Below are 19,370 nucleotides of genomic sequence, written 5' to 3' on the forward strand. Positions count from 1 at the left end.
GATCAGCCACGGATCTCAATGCATCTTCCGAGGCTAAACTATTTTTGAATTTTGAATTACAATTCAAATAGCTGATAAATAAATATTTGAGCAGTATAAAGTCTGGATTTAATTGTACCCGCATTATGCATTAGCAATTCTGCACCACGGCACATAAGTTATTGCGGTCTTTAATTTCTTCAAAATTAGCCATTAGGTTACTGTTTTCGACTCTACCATATCCGCCGCGGGGGACTCAGTCTCCAAACAGCCTGATTATCTTGCAATTACATACCTCATTACGAAACCTAATACATAATCCGGGCTTAGGTTTTTCTCTATTCTTGTGTTTTTACCGTAGTTATACGAAAAATTCGTAGGATTATTAAAAATTCGTTTTTACCTTAGGGATATGAATGAATTAAATAGCAACGAAGAAAGGATCATGCGGATTTTTTGGAAACTTGAAAAAGCGCTAGTCCGAGATGTACTTGAAGAGTTGCCAGATCCAAAGCCGCCATACACCACGTTGGCTTCTTCTATTAAACTATTAGAGAAGAAAGGTTATTTGGATCACAAGGCATACGGCACCACACACCAGTATTTTCCATTGGTTTCACAGGCTGACTACAGCAAAAAAAGTGTGAATCAATTGGTGAAGCATTATTTCGAAGGTTCGGTGGGGAATTTCCTCTCTTTCATGGTGAAGGAAAACAAGATTTCTGACAAGGAAATTGAAGATTTACAGAAGATGATAGATGATATGGACAAGCCCCCAGAGTCATGAATTCAATCCTAATTTATTTAGCCGAAGCAAGTATCTGCGTTGCTATTACAGTGCTCTTTTACAGAATTGTACTGAGTGAATTGACTTTTTTTACACTGAATCGAGTGATTTTGATTGCTATGCTGATGCTATCCTTTATCATTCCTATGCTTTCTTTCAACCTAGGTATGACATCTATCGGAACAGGAGAAATTACACTTCCTGAGTTTCTGGTAGGTAAAGAAGTAGCGCAGGAATCAGTACGTTTTTCATGGCAGGAAATCGTCTTTTATACCTACCTAGCAGGAGTGATTGTGATGACTGTACATTTGGTTTTGGGGTTTTTTACCTCACAACGCTTGCTTGGTAAATCCAGATTGATGCAGTACCAGGATTATTGGATTGCTGTACATCCTAAGTTTATTCCTGCCTCCTTTTTCAGCTACATTTTGCTTCCTGATTTCGACCCGAATAGATCCGAACAGAAACAGATCGTCCTACATGAGTCAGTGCACGTACGCTTGAGACATAGCTGGGATTTGCTTCTGGTTCAGTTTGCCAAAATCATCTTTTGGTTTAATCCATTGATCTATCAATTTGAAAAATCACTCAGAGAAGTGCATGAATATCAGGCTGATCAGGGAGTGACCTCTACTTACTCTAGGAAAGAGTATTCAGGACTTTTGCTTCAGATGATCACTGGGGGACAGGGCTGGCACTTCATGAATAACTTCAATCAATTTCAAACCAAAAAACGAATTATTATGATGAGTAAACCACAATCCCAGAAAAAGGAAATGCGTAGGTTCTTGCTTGCGATTCCCGTACTGGCAGCTTTGTTTTTCGTATTTTCCTGTGAAATAACACCAGAAGAAGATATAGAAGGGCCTATGATGGAAGGTGAAATAAAAGAAGTATCAATAGTACCTACTGACTTGACCGCAAGAAAACTAGCTAAGGATGGAGAGCCTATTTATGACGTAGTAGAACATCAGCCAGAACCTAAGGGTGGAATGGATGGATGGAATAACTACTTAAGCAAAAATTTGACATACCCCGCTCAAGCGAGGAGAATGGGGATCGAAGGAACGGTGATCGTAGCCTTTGTAGTCAATACTGACGGCAGTCTTTCAGATTTCGAAGTTATCAGAGGTATCGGGGGAGGCGTTGATGAAGCGGCGATTCAAGTTGTTGAAAATGCACCAAATTGGATACCTGGCAAACGCAAAAGTGGTGAGAGCCTTAATACCAGAATGAGATTACCAATACGGTTTAAGCTTGGTGGGGATGAAGCGGAGAAAGATATAAAGCTTGATTTTAAAGTAGAAGAAGTTCCTGTATCCGCTGTTGTTGTAGGTTACGATTAAGTCAAGTTAAGGAGCAATTCATGTTCCTAACAAACTAGAATTCAAGAGACCATAAAAATATCTAAACCACATATTATGAAACTATCAGCCCATAATTTCTCACTAAAAGCAGCTCCGTTGCTTTTGATAGCGCTGCTTTTCTTTGCAGCTCTCCCTAATCAGGCGGCTTTTGGCCAAACAGAATCTGAGAAAGTCCATAAAGAAGTAGATGAAATGCCAATGCCGCCTGATGGAATTGATGGATGGAATAGCTACTTGGCTAAAAACATGAAGTACCCAAAGGCCGCAAGAGAAGCGAACGTAGAGGGTAAAGTAGTAGTAGCATTTGTGGTGCAGGAAACGGGAGAGATTTCCAATGTGGAAATAATCAGGGGAATAGGAAAAGGCTGTGATGAGGAGGTCATGCGCTTGGTGAAGGAATCGCCTAAATGGAAACCGGGGAAAAAGGACGGGAATATTGTGAAAACACAGATGATGCTACCTGTGAATTTTAAATTGTAATTAAGTTTTAATTAGTTGGAAAACACCCGGAGCTTCTTCGGGTGTTTTTTATGTTAAAATTTACGATAACTACGTAATATTACGAGATAATCGTAGGTTTTTTATTCTTCATTTTCTACATTAAGATCATGGAAGAACTAACAGCATACGAAGAACAAATCATGAAGATATTTTGGAAACTTAATCGGGCTATTGTTCGGGATGTATTGCATGAGATTCCAGATCCCAAACCTCCTTATACCACACTGGCTTCCACTGTCAAGGTCTTAGAGAAAAAAGGTTATCTCGGACATAAGTCTTACGGGAAAACCAATGAGTATTACACGTTAATTGCTGAAAATGATTATCGAAAGAAGAGCTTTAATCACTTGGTAAAGAACTTCTTTGGGGGATCTGTGGAGAATGTGCTTTCGTATTTGGTTAAAGAAAAAAAGGTGTCTGAAAAGGATATTCAGGAGATGCACAACCTGATAAACAGTTATGAGAAAAACAATAAATCATGAATGGATTACTGAATTATTTGATTGAAGGGAGTTTGATGATAGGGATTGGACTTATCAGTTATAAGCTGTTTTTTGAAAGGTTGACTTTCTTTCAGGGCAATCGGACTGTACTCCTTGGGATAGTGTTTGTTTCATTGTTTTTGCCTTTGATCACATTGGATTTTACTTTTTTAGACACCACTTCAGTAGAAACATTGAGTAGTTCAATGCAATGGGTAGAAACTAAGGTCATTACAAATAATTTGGATTCTGAAGAATTTACATTCTCTGGGCAGTCTGTCCTGATGTTGGGATATTTTGTTGGAGTGTTATTTACTTTCACCAGACTTATATTGGGAGTAGCCAAGATGATGCTGATGATCCGTTATTCTTTCATAGCTCAATATGCCGGAATGACCATTTTGGTGAATCCGAAATTTGTCCCCTCTTCCTTTTTTAAGCGCATATTACTTCCATCTTTTGATCCGGAAAATGAGGAGCACCAACAAATTATTTTGCATGAATCAGTGCATGTTGATCAACGGCATTCTATAGATGTTATGCTGATTCAGCTAACCAAAGTGGTTTTTTGGTTTAATCCATTGATATATCGATTGGAGAATTATTTGCGTGAAATTCATGAATTTCAGGCCGACCAACTTGTAACTCAATCTTATTCCCCCATTTCATATTCAAGGCTTTTATTGAAGCAACTCAGTGCTGACTGTGGGCTTCAATTCATGAATAATTTCAATCAATTTCAAACAAAAAAAAGAATAGTTATGATGAACAAAACAAAATCAAACAGTATGCTCAAAAGCAGATTTCTGCTGACAGTACCTCTTCTGGTACTTATGATTGGGCTTTTCTCCTGCGATATGGCTGGGAATGACAGAAAGATTGTCGGTACATGGATAGGCAGCGATTTCTCTTTTGAGCAATCCACAGGACCAGATATGACTGCGGTGATAGAAGGCGGCAAACAACTCCATAAGGATGGTAAGTTAATCATCAGAGAAGACGGGACTTACGAAATAGTTGTAGGACAAAATGATGTGAATGGGAGTGGTGTATGGAAAATGGAAGGGGGTAACTTTATAACTACTGATTCAGGAGATAATGTAACAGTTTATGAGATTACAGAATTAGGCTCTGATCAGTTACAAACAGTGCATGAAGTAACAATGGATACTCCAATGGGTACTGTTGCTGGGAAAATTACGCTGACTTATTCTCGTTAAAAAATTTATTAAAATCTACGATCACTTCGTAGATTTTAATAAATTAAAGCGACTGAGATTTTCTTAGTCGCTTTTGTTTTAGTTTGATCAGAGGGAGATGACGCTTTGTTTGCGTATCAATAATTTCAGCCTGTTGAAGATTAAAGGGAATACTGGTAATTTTGGAGAATTTCAAATCAAATAAGCTATTCAATCAATGACCAAAACCATCCCAAGTAGTCAATTTAGAATCAATTTTTCAGGATGTATTCTTTTCCTGATTCTTCTTCTTGGCCTTTTTTCCTGCACCGGTGGACTTGAAGGTAAACTAGTCGGAACTTGGAGGGGAAGCGATTTTCTTTTTCAAAAGACGGAAGGGCCAGACTTGGTTGCTACAATTAATGGAGGATTAGATCAACATCTGGATAGTAAATTGATCTTAAACAAAGATGGAACTTATGAGATGCTGGTGAGGGAATATGACAATGGAAAAGGAACCTGGGTGCTGGAAGATGATCGCTTGATCACGACAGGTGAAAGTGGAAATGAATTAGTTTACCAGCTATTTAAAGTCACTGACAATGAGTTGATAATAAGACATGAAGTAACTCTCGATACGCCAATGGGTGAATTAGTAGGTAAAATCACTTTATCTTACTCCCGTTAAAATTTTGTTTGAGAAGTTTTTATGGTTGGATATTATGCGAAATATCTGGCCTCAGTGCTATAAAATCCATCAACGGTTTTTTGATTGAAGGTAAATTGGAGTAATTTATCCCCCTAAGTTCTTACCCCTAAATAATCTAACCCATGAAAATGAGAATATTCGTGCTAGCTGTAACAGCGAGTGCATTGACTTTGAGTTCTTTAGCTATTGCTCAAGAAAAAACTCCGCCACCGATGAAGCCGGAAGCGACCGAATTTTATACGCCTGTTCCACCTAAAGTAACTCCTGGAACACATAATACTGCGCCACCTTCTGATGCGATTGTGCTTTTTGATGGGACTAGCCTGAATGGATTTGTAAGTGCACGAGATGGCTCCAGTCCAGCAGAATGGACTATCGAAAATGGTGAATTGGTGGTGACCAAAGGAAAAGGTGATATCCAATCCAAGTTACCTTTTGGCGATGCGCAATACCACGTAGAATGGTCAGCACCCACTGAAATTGTAGGCGAAGGTCAAGGTAGAGGAAACTCAGGTTTTTTCTTGATGGGGATCTATGAGGTGCAGGTATTGGATAGCTACGAAAGCAAAACCTACACAAATGGACAGGCAGGAAGTATTTATAAACAGCATCCACCTTTGGCCATGGCCTTGAGACCAGCTGGAGAGTGGAATTATTACGATATCATCTTCAAAGCGCCGCGTTTCAACAAGGATGGGATAGTAACATCTCCAGCTACTGTGACCCTATTGATGAATGGGGTATTGGTTCAAAACAATGTAATTCTAAAAGGGCCAACCGAATATATTGGTATCCCAAACTACAAGGCACATCCTGAGAAGTTACCGATCAAACTACAAGATCACGGCAACCCAGTAAGATTTAGAAATATCTGGGTGAGGGAGCTATAATCAGTTAATTAGAAGGAGTAGGATTTATTAATTCTGCTCCTTTTTTTATTTTCTCAATAACCCAAAATACCATGTCCTCAAGAAGAAAATTTATTCAAAACACCATGTTGCTAGGAGCGGGGTTAGGTATGCCTAATATTCTCACAGCGGCGGATTTCGGTAGGTTTACCCGAAAAATCAAACCTTCAGATCAATTGAATTACGGCTTGATTGGCTGTAAAGGAATGGGGTGGTCCAATATGAATGCGCATCTCAAAATGCCGCAGGTGAACTGTGTAGCTTTGGCAGATATAGATCAAAGTGTGCTAGACCAGAGAACAGAAGATGTATTTAAACTTCGCGGCACTCGCCCAAAGCAATACAAGGATTACAGAAAACTTTTGGAAGATCCGGATATAGACATTGTAATTGTTGGAACTCCGGATCATTGGCATTGTCTGATTATGTGCGATGCCGTGTCGGCAGGCAAAAATGTCTATGTAGAGAAACCAATTGCCAACACGATTGAGGAGTGCCAGCTCATGGTGAAAGCTCAGGAACGTTATGGTAAAATTGTTCAAGTAGGGCAGTGGCAACGTTCTGGTTCACAATACGCGGAAGCAATCGACTATGTGAAATCAGGGAAATTAGGTCAGATTCGTCTGGTGAAATGCTGGGCATATCAAGGTTGGATGAAACCTGTGCCAGTACTCCCTAATGGACAGCCTCCTGCCGGAGTAGATTACAAAATGTGGCTGGGGCCAGCTCCCGAAAGACCATTTAATCCTAATCGTTTTCATTTCAACTTCCGTTGGTTTTGGGATTATGCAGGTGGTCTGATGACGGATTGGGGAGTGCATGAGATTGATATTGCACTATTTGCAATGGGGGTAAGCGCTCCGAAATCTGTGATGGCATCAGGAGGAAAATTTGCCTATCCAAATGATGCTTCGGAGACGCCTGATACGCTACAGACGGTATATGAATACGAAGGCTTCAATATGCTTTGGGAACATGCCACTGGTATTGATGGTGGAAATTATGGCACTACTGAAGGGATAGCTTTCATTGGCAACAATGCTACACTAGTAGTGAATAGAGGCGGATGGAAGGTGATTCCAGAAACTGAAACCAAAGATGGCGAACGTGTGAATAAGGTAGCAGAAGTCGCCCATAAGCCAGGAATAGGAAGTGCCTTGGATCTTCATGCAGTTAATTTTGTAGAGGCAGTTACGGCCAATGATCCCAAACTTCTAAATTGTGCTATCCAAACAGGAAGCATCGCAGCGATCAACGCCCAGATGGGAAATATTGCATACAAGACAGGAGAGAAGGTATATTGGAATGCAGACAAAAACCAATTTACCTCTTCGGATGCCAATGATTTAATGAAAGCCCATTATCATAATGGATGGGAGCTGCCTAAAATCTAACGTCACAGCATGATGTAATCTCATTAGATTTATGAATTATTAGCTCATCGAAAAGATTCGATGGACTTTTTTTTTACAAAAAACACGTTGAAACTTAAAATGAAAGCCAACAACCTGTATAAAATTTTACAGTTTATCACCGATTCAGATTGAGCTTTCTGTATAAGAAAGGTACACTTCACTCGTGAAATTCAGGTTAGTTTTTACTTCCAAAGCACTGCACGCCCATTAGGTATGGGACGTTAAAAAACTCTCGGTTGTGGAATACCTGAGCTCCACATCCCAATTGCTCGAAATTTGGGTTGAGAATGCTTTTCCGATGAGAAGGGGAATTCATCCAGAGCTGTATAGCTTCTCTCGCATAGCTTAAATAGGTGTGAGGGAGAATGGCTTCCCGACGGGCATTTGCATAGGTGTACATCCCTCCACTGCGTGGGATATTGATCTGCCTGCCCGCTTGGTATTGCAAGGCTATGCTTGAGCTGATATTTTCACCTATAAGCATCCGCTTAAGACCCTCTAGTGCAAATCGTTCACCAATAGTTTTTTTGCCTTTTACTCTACTCACATGGGAATAAAAGCTGTAACTGACCATATCATCGGCATGATCGGAAGCTACTTTTTCGATCAAATCGAAGTGTTCAAATGGTGGTAGCCCATACTTCATGCGCTCTTCGTTGGTGGCATAGAACATGGCCGCCTGCATCAGCCCCCGATCCAGTTTTTTGTAATTGATAGTTTGGTTTACAGCAGCTAGTTGGAAAAATTGCTCAGGCGTAAAGCGATTATAATCAGAGGGAATCCAGGTTTGCGCAAGCAAAGTATGGGAAAATAGAAGCAGGATAATGAGCAGGATTCGTAAAATCAATTGGCTGAAATCTTAAATATATTCTGGGAATTAATCTGTACACTAGACGAAAAATTGGCTAAAATATTTTACTTGGCTGAAATTGATTTGTTTGAAAACGAACAAAAACACTGTACGATTTTGGGACAGTCAGATTTGATTGCAATTTTTTATAATACTTAGAATCAATCACTTAAATTGACTATGCCTGTGATGGTACTGTTTTTTCTATGTAATAAATTCTTATGCATGCCTAGTACCTACTTTTATCAAGTAAGTTCCATGTGCTTTTGGGAATTTAGTGAGGGATCTTATTCGTTTTATAGCCGCTTATACAAGAATATTAAATCCAACCAGTTACGAATTATGAGAGAATTCATTCTAAGCTTGTCGATTCTGATAGCTCCTTTTTTGAGTCAGGCACAAACTGATGCTCGGCTGATGCAATTACCTGATGTCTCGGAAACTCAAATCACCTTCACTTTTGGAGATGATATATGGGTGGTGCCAAAGGTTGGTGGAGTTGCGCATCGACTTACTTCGCCGGCGGGCCCGGAGATGTATCCTAGGTTTTCCCCTGATGGACAGCAAATCGCATTTTCTGCCAATTACAACGGAAACTATGATGTGTATGTGATACCGGTATCTGGTGGGATTCCTACGCGGCTTACCTACCATGGCATGCCCGATGTAGTGCAGGGTTGGACTCCGGATGGCAAATCCATTCTGTTTACCTCAGGCAGAGAAAGTGGGAAGGAGCGTTTTTCCCAGTTCTATACGGTGCCGAGTACCGGTGGACTACCGAGTAAATTGCCAGTGCCTTATGGTGAATTCGCCTCCTATTCTCCAGACGGAAAAAGATTTGCCTACACCGACCGGAGTAGAGTAAACAGAAATTGGAAAAGATATCGTGGGGGTACAGCTCCAGAAATTCTGCTTTTTGATCTGGCAAGTTATGCAACTGAAAATATCACCAGCAATCCTGCAAATGACGAACTTCCAATGTGGATAGGAGATGCAGTCTATTACATGTCTGACAATGGACCGGAGAAAAGAAATAACCTCTGGAAATATGATTTGGTCAGCAAACAGCATACTCAACTAACTGATTTCACCGATTTTGACATTACTTTCCCTGCTAATAGCGACAAGGAAATTGTATTCGAAGCTGGGGGAAGTTTGTATCTTTTTGATGTAGCTACGCAAGCAGCTAAGCGGGTTGAGATCACAATTATTTCTGATCAAAAAGCAATGATTCCAGCGATAGTCAACGTAGGAGCTGGTCTTCAATCAGCTAGTATTTCTCCAGATGGGAATCGTGTGATAGCTAATGCGAGAGGTGAGATTTTCAATTTACCAGCCAAAAAAGGCTTTGTTACTAACCTCACCAATACCTCCGGTGTGGCGGAACGCTATCCGGAGATAGCTCCTGACGGAAAAAAGATCGCTTTCTGGTCTGATGAAACTGGAGAATATCAATTGACAATCCAGACACTGGGAGATGATCCCCAGAGTAGAACATTGACCAAGTTTAAAAATGGGTTTGGATATAACATCTACTGGTCACCGGACAGCAAAAAAATAGTGAGTGTCAATCAGGCAATGGATGTGATGCTTATTGACGTGGCTTCCGGCTCAGTTACTATTATCGATCAGGGCAAATATATGTTTGAGGGCAATCTTCAATCCTTTGAGGTTAGTTGGTCGCCGGATAGCCGGTATATTGCCTATAGCTTGTCCAAGATCAATCGGGCAACATCAGCGATTTATGTATATGATATGCAGGATTCTAAGCTTTCACAGGCTACTTCAGGCTTCTATTCTGATCAGCAGCCGGCTTTTAGTGAAGATGGCAAGTATTTGTTTTTTACTACCAATAGGTCATTCAGTCCTTCTTACTCAGATTTGGATAATACCTTCATTTACTCCAACACCACAGGAGTTGCTGTTGGCTCCTTGAATCCATCGATTCCTTCACTTATTCCTCTCAAAAATGATGAAATCAAAGTCGAAGAGAAAAAGTCTGACAAGGATGAGGAGAAAAAGAAGGAGAAAGAGGAAGAGGAAGAGCCAAAGGGAGTTGATTTTGAGACTATCAACTTTGAAAGCAGAATCGAAATGCTCGAAATAGAATCAGGTAATATTGGCGGAATAGCAGCTTTGAAAGGGAAATTACTATACGTTCGTGTTCCGAATACAGGGGCAGGTGGGGATTCCAAAAGCAGTTTGCAATTGTATGATTTTGAAGAAAAAGAATCAAAATCGGTAATTGATGGAGTGCAGGGCTTTTCACTTTCTGCAGATCGTAAGAAGGTGATGGTCTATTCGATGGGTAAGCTTGCAGTTATCGATCCTTCACCTGATCAGAAAATCGAAGAAGCAGTACCAACAAGTGACATGCAGATGACAGTGGTGCCAGCAGAGGAATGGAAGCAGATTTTCAATGATGTATGGAGGTTTGAAAGAGACTATTTCTATGATCCAAACATGCATGGGGTAGATTGGAATCAGATGCGTACCCGATATGGCAGCTTAATAGATCAGGCCAATTCCAGACGTGATGTCAACTTGATAATCGGAGATCTGATTGCAGAGCTCAATGCTTCTCACACCTATAATAATGGGGGAGATTTAGACTCTGGACCTAGCATGTCAGTAGGCTATTTAGGTGCCAATTTCAAATTGGAAAATGGAGCCTATAAAGTTGAAAAAATAATCCGAGGAGCACCTTGGGACGTGGAAGTTCGTTCCCCACTACTTAAGTCTGGAGTGGATATCAAAGAAGGGGATTTTATCCTGGCAATCAATGGACAAGCAATAGATACAAGCAAATCTATCTATGCTGCGCTGCAAGGCCTTGCAGGAAAAACAGTTCAGCTAACAGTGAACTCTTCAGCTTCTGCTTCAGGAGCAAAGCAGGTTTTGGTTGAGCCTTTGAGTTCTGAAGCCAGGCTGCGAAATTTAGCTTGGATCAATGATTTCCGAAAGANTTCAGCTTCTGCTTCAGGAGCAAAGCAGGTTTTGGTTGAGCCTTTGAGTTCTGAAGCCAGGCTGCGAAATTTAGCTTGGATCAATGATTTCCGAAAGAGAGTGGAGGAAGCAACAGACGGAAGAATTGGATACATATTTGTGCCAAGCACAGGAGTAGATGGACAGAATGAGCTTTTCCGCCAATTCTATGGACAGATGCAGAAGGAAGGGATGATCATCGATGAGCGCTTTAATAATGGGGGGCAGATTCCGGATCGATTCGTAGAGCTATTAGATCGTAAGCCACTGGCATTCTGGGCAGTAAGGGACGGAAAGGATTGGGCTTGGCCTCCATCTGGCAACTTTGGTCCAAAAGTGATGTTGATCAATGGCTTTTCCGGTTCTGGGGGTGATGCCTTTCCTGATTATTTCCGAAAGAGAGAAATCGGTCCTTTGATCGGTACACGTACTTGGGGAGGGTTGATTGGGATTTCCGGTGCACCTTCTTTGATCGACGGAGGCTCTGTGACTGTACCGACCTTCAGAATGTATGATCCTGACGGTACTTGGTTCAAAGAAGGGCATGGGGTGGATCCAGACATAGAAGTGGTGGAAGACTTCCAAGCTCTTGCAAAGGGAACGGACGCACAGTTGGAAGCAGCTATCAAAGAAGTGATGCGTATGCTGAACAACAGTGAGCGCTTCAAAGTACCGGCAAGACCGGCGTATGAGCAACGCTAAGTCTTCTGGTTAAGTGGCACTAAAATCTCCCCTAAGATCAGTTCTGTGGGGAGATTTTTAGTTTCTGCCAAACCCTAGATTCTCCCAGGTAATTTTCTTTAAGTGCCAGATTATTTGGTGTTAATGATTTATTTTAAGCAATAAATTTTAATTTGTGGGAAGTTTTCAGATTAAGTTGTGAGGTGAATTTAAGCCAACTTTTAATCGGTTTTTGAATACTCCGAGATGATTTTTTTTCATCTCTAGCATACTTATCGGGCAAACTGCTAGAAGTATAGCACGTATTGCCTTCCATTGTTGAAAGGATATTTTACCATTAATCTAATAATTTTTACTTATGGCTACTTTGAAAATCAAGCTTAAAGGACAGGATCATTTACCATTTGTGTCGGGTGAAGATCAGGGTTTTGATATGTATCAGCTGGACAAGGCGTACACTGTTATGAGCCCGACTAGGGGAGATGTGCCTGAGCAAAACATTGAAATTGATGAGCAGACCATCATCGAATTTGAGTTTGAAGATCAGACCGTGTGGCTGGGAGATAAAGAGACGCTACATATTCTTTTTCCGAAAAAGGTAAAGCGATCGGCAGATGGAGATGAATTTTACCTTCCAGATGAGCTGGATTCTGATGAACAGGATCGGGGGATTTTTAAAAAGGTTGGTATCAAGCTGGTCAAATTTTTTGTCAAGAAGAAGATCATACAGCCTAAAATGCGTGACATGGCTACCAATCTTGAAAATAAGCAGCTTGCTTTTCAGGGGGTGGCTTATACTGGAGTTAAATATGGCGTACTCGCACTTTGCTCTCCGAATATTGAATTGAGCCCATTGGTGATTGATACTGATTTTAAGACCGATTCTCCGTATTTGCTGCTCCTTCATGGGACAGCCTCCTCTACGGAGAGTTCCTTCGGTGATCTGAAGGATTCCAAGAAGTGGTTGGATTTGGTTGACAAATACGGTGAGCGTCATTTGCTTGCTTTTCAGCATAGATCTCTCACTGCAAGTCCGTTGGAAAATATACTTGAACTGGTGCAAAACCTACCTGCGGGAATAGTATTGGATCTTTTAAGCCAATCACGTGGAGGTCTATTGGCAGAATTGCTGGCTAGATTCTGTACCAATTCTATGGGGTTTGACGCCACTGAGAGGGCCTTACTGTCAACTAATGACCGGACTCGGGATATAGAAGTAATCAAGAAAATAGAGACCATTGTCGAAGAGAAGAAACTTAAAGTACGGTCGATGGTTCGTGTGGCTGGACCTGCTAATGGCACTACACTCGCTTCCAACCGGCTTAATATTTTCTTGAATGTCACATTCAACCTGATTGGTCTGGCCGTGGGTCATGTAGGCAATCCCATTTTTGTGGCTTTCAAGGAGTTTATCATGGAAGCTGTGGCCTGCAAAGATGACGTGGATGTGCTTCCGGGGCTGGAGGCGATGAATCCAAAATCTACGTTTATCAAGGCTCTGAACCATCAAGCTTCTGAAGTCAAAATAGAAATTCCTTTATTTGTCGTAGGTGGAAGCAGCGAGTTAAGTGTGAGTTTTAAGTCCTTGGTCGTGCTTTTGGGTAAGTTTTTCTTTAGAGGCAAAAATGACCTGGTGGTCGATACCGAAAGTATGAAATGGGGCTCGCTTCGGGATTCGGGAAAAGTGGCAATTTTCATTGAGAAAAGTGGGAAAATAAACCACTTCAAATATTTTTCAACACGGCCCACGTTGGAGGCTATTATTCAGGGACTTTCTGCAGAGGTGGGAGTGATTCCAGACTTGTTTGATTTGAGAATCACCTCCGAAGGAAGAGGAGTTTTAGGGATAGAGCATGGTGAATATGCCAGCGATGAAGTTTCTGGAAATCGTCCGATAGCTATCCTCATACCGGGGATTATGGGTTCAAACATTGGGAAAAAAGATGATTTGCTGTGGATAAATTATTTACGTTTTCTGAAAGGTGAACTGACTGAATTGGCACTGGAATCAGGAAAAGAGAGCCAACTTTCGGCTCCTTCTTTGATTAAGACTTCCTATGGTGCCTTGGGCAAAAGGCTATCCAGCACCTATGACATTGTCACCTTTCCATTTGACTGGAGACTTCCACTTAAAGATAGTGCAGCCCTTTTTGAAACAACTATCCAGAAATTGCTCCGCAAAAACCAGCCGATTAAAATAGTGGCGCATAGCATGGGAGGAGTGTTAGTCCGTGATTTTATGGTTTTTCATGAATCTACCTGGCAGCAGCTGAATAATTCAGCTGGATTTCGCGGCCTATTTTTAGGATCTCCTTTGGGAGGATCATACCGGATTCCTTATGTGCTTTTTGGCAAGGATAGTTTGATCAATTTGCTCGGAAAAATTGATATCAAGCATTCGACCAAGGACCTTCTGAAGGTTTTCTGCAATTTCCCTGGAATCTTAAATCTGCTTCCCATCGATCATGAAGGCAAGCATGATTTCTCAGACAGGCAATTATGGGAGAAAATGCGGACTGCCTCCGGGGATGAATCCTGGCCAATCCCTTCTCAGGAGGTATTGGATGAATTTGGAGAGTATCAGAGTGTATTGCTCGAAAAGTCAAACACCATTGATTTTTCTAATTTCACCTATATAGCTGGACAAAGCGGCAAGAAAAGCTTTACGATTTCCAACCTAGAAGTTGTGGACGGGGAGTTGGTCTTTTACGCCACCAATGCCGGAGATGAGAGTGTGACTTGGGCATCAGGAATCCCGAGCACAATGATAGTTAGAAATCAACTGTATTATGCAAATGTCACCCATGGCAGCTTACCCAAGGAGAAAAAGCTTTTCAATGCAATAGAGGAATTACTGATTTTTGGAAGTACGAAAAGGTTACAAAACAGCTTGCCAAAAACGCGCGGGGAGGAGCAGTATTTTGAGCCTACGGAAACAGAAATATTTGACATCAGTGAAGAGAATCTCATTACTACAATCCTGGGAATAGAAGAAAGCGAAGAGGTATGGCAAGATGAAAAGCCTATCAATGTATATGTGAGCCATGGGGATTTGAAATATGCTAAATACCCAGTATTGGCAGGGCATTTCGAGCATGATGCCATTCTCAATGCCGAGTATGCGATAGATAAGCAGTTGGGCTGGGAGCTAAGCCGTCTGTATCGCCTAGGTCTATATCCAGGCAAAATCGGTTCCAACCAAATTGTCTTGAATGAAGACTTCCGTAACTCCTCATTTCCAGGCGGAATAATAGTTGGGCTTGGAGTACAGGGAGAATTGTCAAGCTTTTTGTTGATCAATTCTGTAGAAAAAGGTGTAGCGCGATACCTGACTATCAAAAGAGACAATGAGCAAGCCTCCTCTTCTGGTGATTCTTTTCATCTCAATGGAATCTCCGTTATCGCCATAGCCAATACTTTTGGAGGACTGTCCTCTGAAAGTTCTGTCCGGGCAATCATGTCAGGAGTACAGCGCGCCAATAGGAACGTAAGGGAAATTTATAAAGGGGAAATCCGGGGGATAGAGGAAGTAGAAATCATAGAGCTATACAATGATCGGGCGCTTTCTATTCTCAAAACAATTCAGAGATTAGGCTCAGATGATAATAAGGAGTTTAATATCCTATTCAAGGAAAATGGGCTGATGTACACCCTGGGAAGACGTTGGAGAATTCCTTATGATAACTCTTCAGATTGGTGGACTAGAGTCAATGTGGCTCACCAAATGAAATTTGCTTCAGAGAATGACTTCAGCGAAGTAATACGCATGGCCATTGCCACTAATGGTGCCAGCGAAAAAGTGGAGTTTATACCCTCCAGTGATCAGACCTTGGATGTGCTACTTAATGAGATGACTGTACAAAATCAGTATTCTCCGGAAATAGCTACGGCCATGTATGAACTGTTGGTTCCTTACAACTTCAAAGAGGAGATCAAAAGGTTGAACAATATTTGGTGGATCCTGGATATTTCATCCGCATCCTATCCGTGGGAGATGGTACAGGAGAGCGTAGATGCAGAACCGCTTTGCATTAATATTGGAATGGTAAGGCAGTTGGCTACGGGTGAGTCCAGGCAGAAGATAGCTAAGGTGGCTGAAGAGACGGCGCTTGTAGTAGGAGACCCCATGCTGAGTGACTATATGCCACAATTATCTGGAGCAAAGAAAGAAGCTGAGCTGGTAGCAAATTTGCTCAGGGCCAATGATTTTCAGACTCAAAGTCTAATCAATAGCACATCATCTACCATTATTCTAAGTTTATTTTCGAAAAACCATAAGATTATCCACCTGGCTGGACACGGGGTATTCAACTACGGAGTGAAGAAATCCACCGGTATGGTCATTGGGAAAAATACATTTTTAACGCCTGGACAAATAGCGGGCATGAGTTCATCCGCCGAGCTGGTATTTGTAAACTGCTGCTACTTGGGTCAAATGGATAAAGCCTCTGAACTCATGAGCCAACAGAGCAATAAATTCGCTGCAAATATTGGTACACAATTAATTAATAATGGAGCACGCGCTGTGATAGTAGCTGGCTGGGCTGTAGATGATGCAGCTGCATTAGAGTTTTCCAAACAGTTTTATACTAATATGTTCAGAGGTTTGGGATTTGGTGAAGCAGTGAAAAGAGCAAGAAAAAAGATCTATGATGCTTTTGGCAAAACGACAAATACTTGGGGTGCCTTCCAATGCTATGGAGATCCGTTTTACACGCTCAATGAATATGGTAAAGATGCCAGCGATGAGGATGACTTATGTTTAGAGGAAATTCAAATTGAACTTGAAAACCTCTTGGAATCCATGTCCGCCAATGAATACAATTATGAACACGCATGTAAGAAAATAGATCGTATTCATTCCATTTCAGAAAAGAGAGGTAGGAGCAATGATAAAATTATAGAATTGATCGCTACCACTTACAGTGGGTTGCAGCACTATGCCAAGTCTTGCGAATGCTTCGAACAATTGTTCGCTTCCGAAAAAGCAAGCTATTCTTTGAAGTCCTTTGAGCAATATGGCAATGTCCAAGCCAAATTATATGTGCAGGAATTCCTTGCAAGACGAATCGAGAAAAAGGAAGCCCTAAAAAAAATAGATCAGGTATTAGAAAATTTAAAAGGTGTCAATAACTTATTTGGGCAGAGTTTTGAGCGATTGTCTTTAATGGGAAGTACGTATAAGAGAAAGCTGCAAATGTTAGCAGACAGCCCGGTAAATGACATGACGGACACGCTGGCTAAGGCAGTGGAAGCTTATCAGCTTGCCTCAGAGAAATGCGCAAATACTAATCCCTATCCATTGACCAATTGGATGAGTTTGCTTCAGATACAATCATGGATAGATGGCAAGACCTATTTAAATAAAGCCCAGAAGGACGGAAGATCTGCGCTGGATAAACTCTTTATCTCTCAGGAAAAGGGACTGAATACAGCTGATGATTTCTGGGGATTATCCCATGTAGCCAGCCTTAGCTTGACGCAATTTCTTCTTGGGAATACTAAAATTACGTATAAGCAAGTCGGGGATTCCTATTTGAAACTTTGGAAAAAAGCGGGAAATAAAGCGAATAAAGTAGCTGAAATAGAGCATTTGGAAATACTCAGTACACTACTATCCAAAATAGACAAGGAAAAGGTCAAAACAATTAATGCCGATCTCACAAAACTCATGAATACTTTGAAGGAGAAAATTTAATAAATGCTGCCACTTCTGCTAGTGCAAGAAGGGAAAACAGCCTTGCTATTTGCCTAATAGTAAGCAGAGAGGGTACAATTCATTTCTGCTATCCAATCCCAGATTACTATTCGCTGGCCACCATAGAATACAAAGGGAAACCAACATCTTTGAGGCAGCAACCCTTATGACTCTATCACCCTGCACGGCTCCCTTAGCTCTCATCTTTTCGTTCAACTCAGCGTATGCCTAAGTTTGAAATAGAAATTCTAATTCATAACTCTGGGTTGATTAGGGCGCTTTTTTCCTTCGAGCTGCCGTGCTGGGTGTAAGCTGTCTTCTCTTATTATTTATTACCTCAGGCTTTTCCTCAGAATCTGAATGCCGCGATACTTAGGTAGTAATTTTTGGTAGTCTAAATGGTAAGTAAACAGCCATTCAAATCCCATTTTTCTGTAGAAGCGCTGTGCTTGTAGCTGCGTGTCCATCACTTCGAGCCACATGTAGTTTAAACCTCGCTCTCTAGCGGTGGACTCCACCATTTGCATGAGTTGGGCGGCAATTCCTTTGCCTTGAAATTCTTTACTGATATAAATTCTGTGCAGATGCAGAGAGTTTGGAAAATCAATCAAAGCAGGAGACTCAGGGTAAGTGTACTTCAAAATGCCAATTTTCCACCCATCGAAAAGCACAAAATAATAATGGCTTTTTGGGTTGTCCAGATCCTTTTGAAAGGCTTCTGGATTATACATTTTCTGCAAATACCATTCGCCTGAGTCAGACCAAATATGCTGGTATGAAGGAATGTAGATTTCCCGCATCAAATCAATAAGTTCGGGCTGGTCAGCGATGCTGAGTTTTTGGATACTGATATCTTTTGAGAGATTAATCATTGTAATAGGCGAAGGTAGGGGTGAGTGAGAACGAAGCAAATTTGTGGATTTAATCTCAGTTAATTCTTGACCAAAGAAATGTATTTCAATTGTCTTGCCAAAATAAATGTTAAGAGATTTTGGGCTCATTGCGAAACAAATTAAAAAGTAAAAACCATAGCATTATTTGGGGCGGTTGTACTATGAATGAAGTGCGCTGTACTGCTCCTTCGGAGGCAAATATTAGGATCGTCCTATTATTCTCGGCAATTCTTTCCGAACCCCCTTTTGACAAGCTGAAAGTCTGGCAGATTTGCATTATTGGATCATTTGGTTGACACCATTGATGGAATTTTGCGATTTACCAAATCCTTTAAAAATAGGATTAAATCACAAAAAGCAAAAAAAAATATGCGTACTGCATAAAAGTGTTATTAAAAAATAAAATTATTTATTACTTATGTAAGTAAATACAATTTATGATTCTAGTTAAGCCATTGAAGACTAGTGTTTTTTAGTAAGTAAATGTAGTCAGCAGCTTGGTTGGGATTTTTTAAAAAAACAGCTTATGAAAAATTTGTACAAACCCTCAGTTTTTGCAGCATTCTGCTTGGTATTCCTACTTTTTTTAGGAAATACTTTTACTGTAAATGCCCAAAGTGGCACAGCCACAGTTACCACAGATAAGGATGACTATGCTCCTGGGGAGTACGTGATCATTACCGGCTCAGGTTGGGAGCCTGGTGAGCGTGTTGATTTCATCTTTGAAGAAACTCCCAAACCCGAAACCTGTGTAAACTCCCACGATAATTTTGCCATAGCAGATGCTAATGGCGATATCTTATATGATGGGTTTTTGATTAAACCCGGATTATGCATTAGAATAATTAAAAGGGGGGCTTAGATTCTGAATTTGGGAGAAGATGCCATCCATCCAGGGTCTTTTTTTGACTGGTAAAGAGATTTTCAAGACCTGTTT

At 41.0% G+C, this 19,370-nt stretch carries 13 protein-coding genes; 11 read left to right on the forward strand and 2 right to left on the reverse strand.

Annotated elements, in window-relative coordinates; all coding sequences use genetic code 11:
- Positions 1-391: 391 nt before the first annotated feature.
- The 8 genes from U3A58_RS20905 to U3A58_RS20940 all read left to right on the forward strand — a co-directional run bounded on the left by U3A58_RS20905 (position 392) and on the right by U3A58_RS20940 (position 7,305).
- Positions 392-766, forward strand: a complete 375-nt coding sequence (locus U3A58_RS20905; protein ID WP_323826341.1) for a BlaI/MecI/CopY family transcriptional regulator — start codon at positions 392-394, stop codon at positions 764-766.
- Complete coding sequence (locus tag U3A58_RS20910) at positions 763-2,112, forward strand: M56 family metallopeptidase (RefSeq protein ID WP_323826342.1); 1,350 nt, start codon at positions 763-765, stop codon at positions 2,110-2,112. Before U3A58_RS20905 ends, U3A58_RS20910 begins: the two co-directional genes overlap by 4 nt.
- Positions 2,113-2,187: 75 nt before the next feature.
- Positions 2,188-2,613, forward strand: a complete 426-nt coding sequence (locus tag U3A58_RS20915; protein ID WP_323826343.1) for an energy transducer TonB — start codon at positions 2,188-2,190, stop codon at positions 2,611-2,613.
- A 128-nt stretch (positions 2,614-2,741) separates the two neighbouring features.
- Positions 2,742-3,116 carry a BlaI/MecI/CopY family transcriptional regulator gene (locus U3A58_RS20920; RefSeq protein WP_323826344.1) on the forward strand — a complete coding sequence of 125 codons (375 nt, stop codon included), beginning with the start codon at positions 2,742-2,744 and terminating at the stop codon, positions 3,114-3,116.
- The gene (locus U3A58_RS20925; RefSeq protein ID WP_323826345.1) at positions 3,113-4,336 is read left to right on the forward strand and encodes a M56 family metallopeptidase; all 1,224 of its coding nucleotides are present in this window, start codon (positions 3,113-3,115) and stop codon (positions 4,334-4,336) included. Before U3A58_RS20920 ends, U3A58_RS20925 begins: the two co-directional genes overlap by 4 nt.
- 196 nt (positions 4,337-4,532) lie before the next feature.
- Complete coding sequence (locus tag U3A58_RS20930; protein ID WP_323826346.1) at positions 4,533-4,982, forward strand: lipocalin family protein; 450 nt, start codon at positions 4,533-4,535, stop codon at positions 4,980-4,982.
- Positions 4,983-5,125: 143 nt separating this feature from the next.
- Entirely contained in the window at positions 5,126-5,893 is a 768-nt protein-coding gene (locus U3A58_RS20935) for a 3-keto-disaccharide hydrolase (RefSeq protein WP_416377321.1), read from the forward strand.
- A gap of 71 nt (positions 5,894-5,964) precedes the next feature.
- Entirely contained in the window at positions 5,965-7,305 is a 1,341-nt protein-coding gene (locus U3A58_RS20940) for a Gfo/Idh/MocA family protein (RefSeq protein WP_323826347.1), read from the forward strand.
- Between the two features lie 196 nt (positions 7,306-7,501).
- Here the strand turns inward: U3A58_RS20940 and U3A58_RS20945 are convergent, their stop codons facing one another.
- Complete coding sequence (locus U3A58_RS20945; RefSeq protein WP_323826348.1) at positions 7,502-8,173, reverse strand: CAP domain-containing protein; 672 nt, start codon at positions 8,171-8,173, stop codon at positions 7,502-7,504.
- A gap of 420 nt (positions 8,174-8,593) precedes the next feature.
- On the opposite strand from U3A58_RS20945, the gene U3A58_RS20950 reads away from it, so the two are divergent.
- Both U3A58_RS20950 and U3A58_RS20955 read left to right on the forward strand, forming a co-directional pair.
- Positions 8,594-11,863, forward strand: coding sequence for a S41 family peptidase (locus tag U3A58_RS20950; protein ID WP_465038367.1), 3,270 nt, complete (start codon positions 8,594-8,596; stop codon positions 11,861-11,863).
- A 337-nt stretch (positions 11,864-12,200) separates the two neighbouring features.
- A complete protein-coding gene (locus U3A58_RS20955; protein WP_323826350.1) occupies positions 12,201-17,540 on the forward strand; it encodes a CHAT domain-containing protein in 5,340 nt (1,779 codons plus the stop codon).
- Between the two features lie 332 nt (positions 17,541-17,872).
- On the opposite strand, the gene U3A58_RS20960 is transcribed toward U3A58_RS20955, so the two are convergent.
- A complete protein-coding gene (locus tag U3A58_RS20960; protein ID WP_323826351.1) occupies positions 17,873-18,412 on the reverse strand; it encodes a GNAT family N-acetyltransferase in 540 nt (179 codons plus the stop codon).
- Positions 18,413-18,959: 547 nt separating this feature from the next.
- Between U3A58_RS20960 and U3A58_RS20965 the strand changes: the two genes are divergently transcribed.
- Positions 18,960-19,295 carry a hypothetical protein gene (locus U3A58_RS20965; RefSeq protein WP_323826352.1) on the forward strand — a complete coding sequence of 112 codons (336 nt, stop codon included), beginning with the start codon at positions 18,960-18,962 and terminating at the stop codon, positions 19,293-19,295.
- Positions 19,296-19,370 lie beyond the last annotated feature (75 nt).

The sequence above is a fragment of the Algoriphagus persicinus genome (genome assembly GCF_035156415.1).
In the GTDB taxonomy this organism is placed as follows: Bacteria; Bacteroidota; Bacteroidia; order Cytophagales; family Cyclobacteriaceae; genus Algoriphagus; species Algoriphagus persicinus.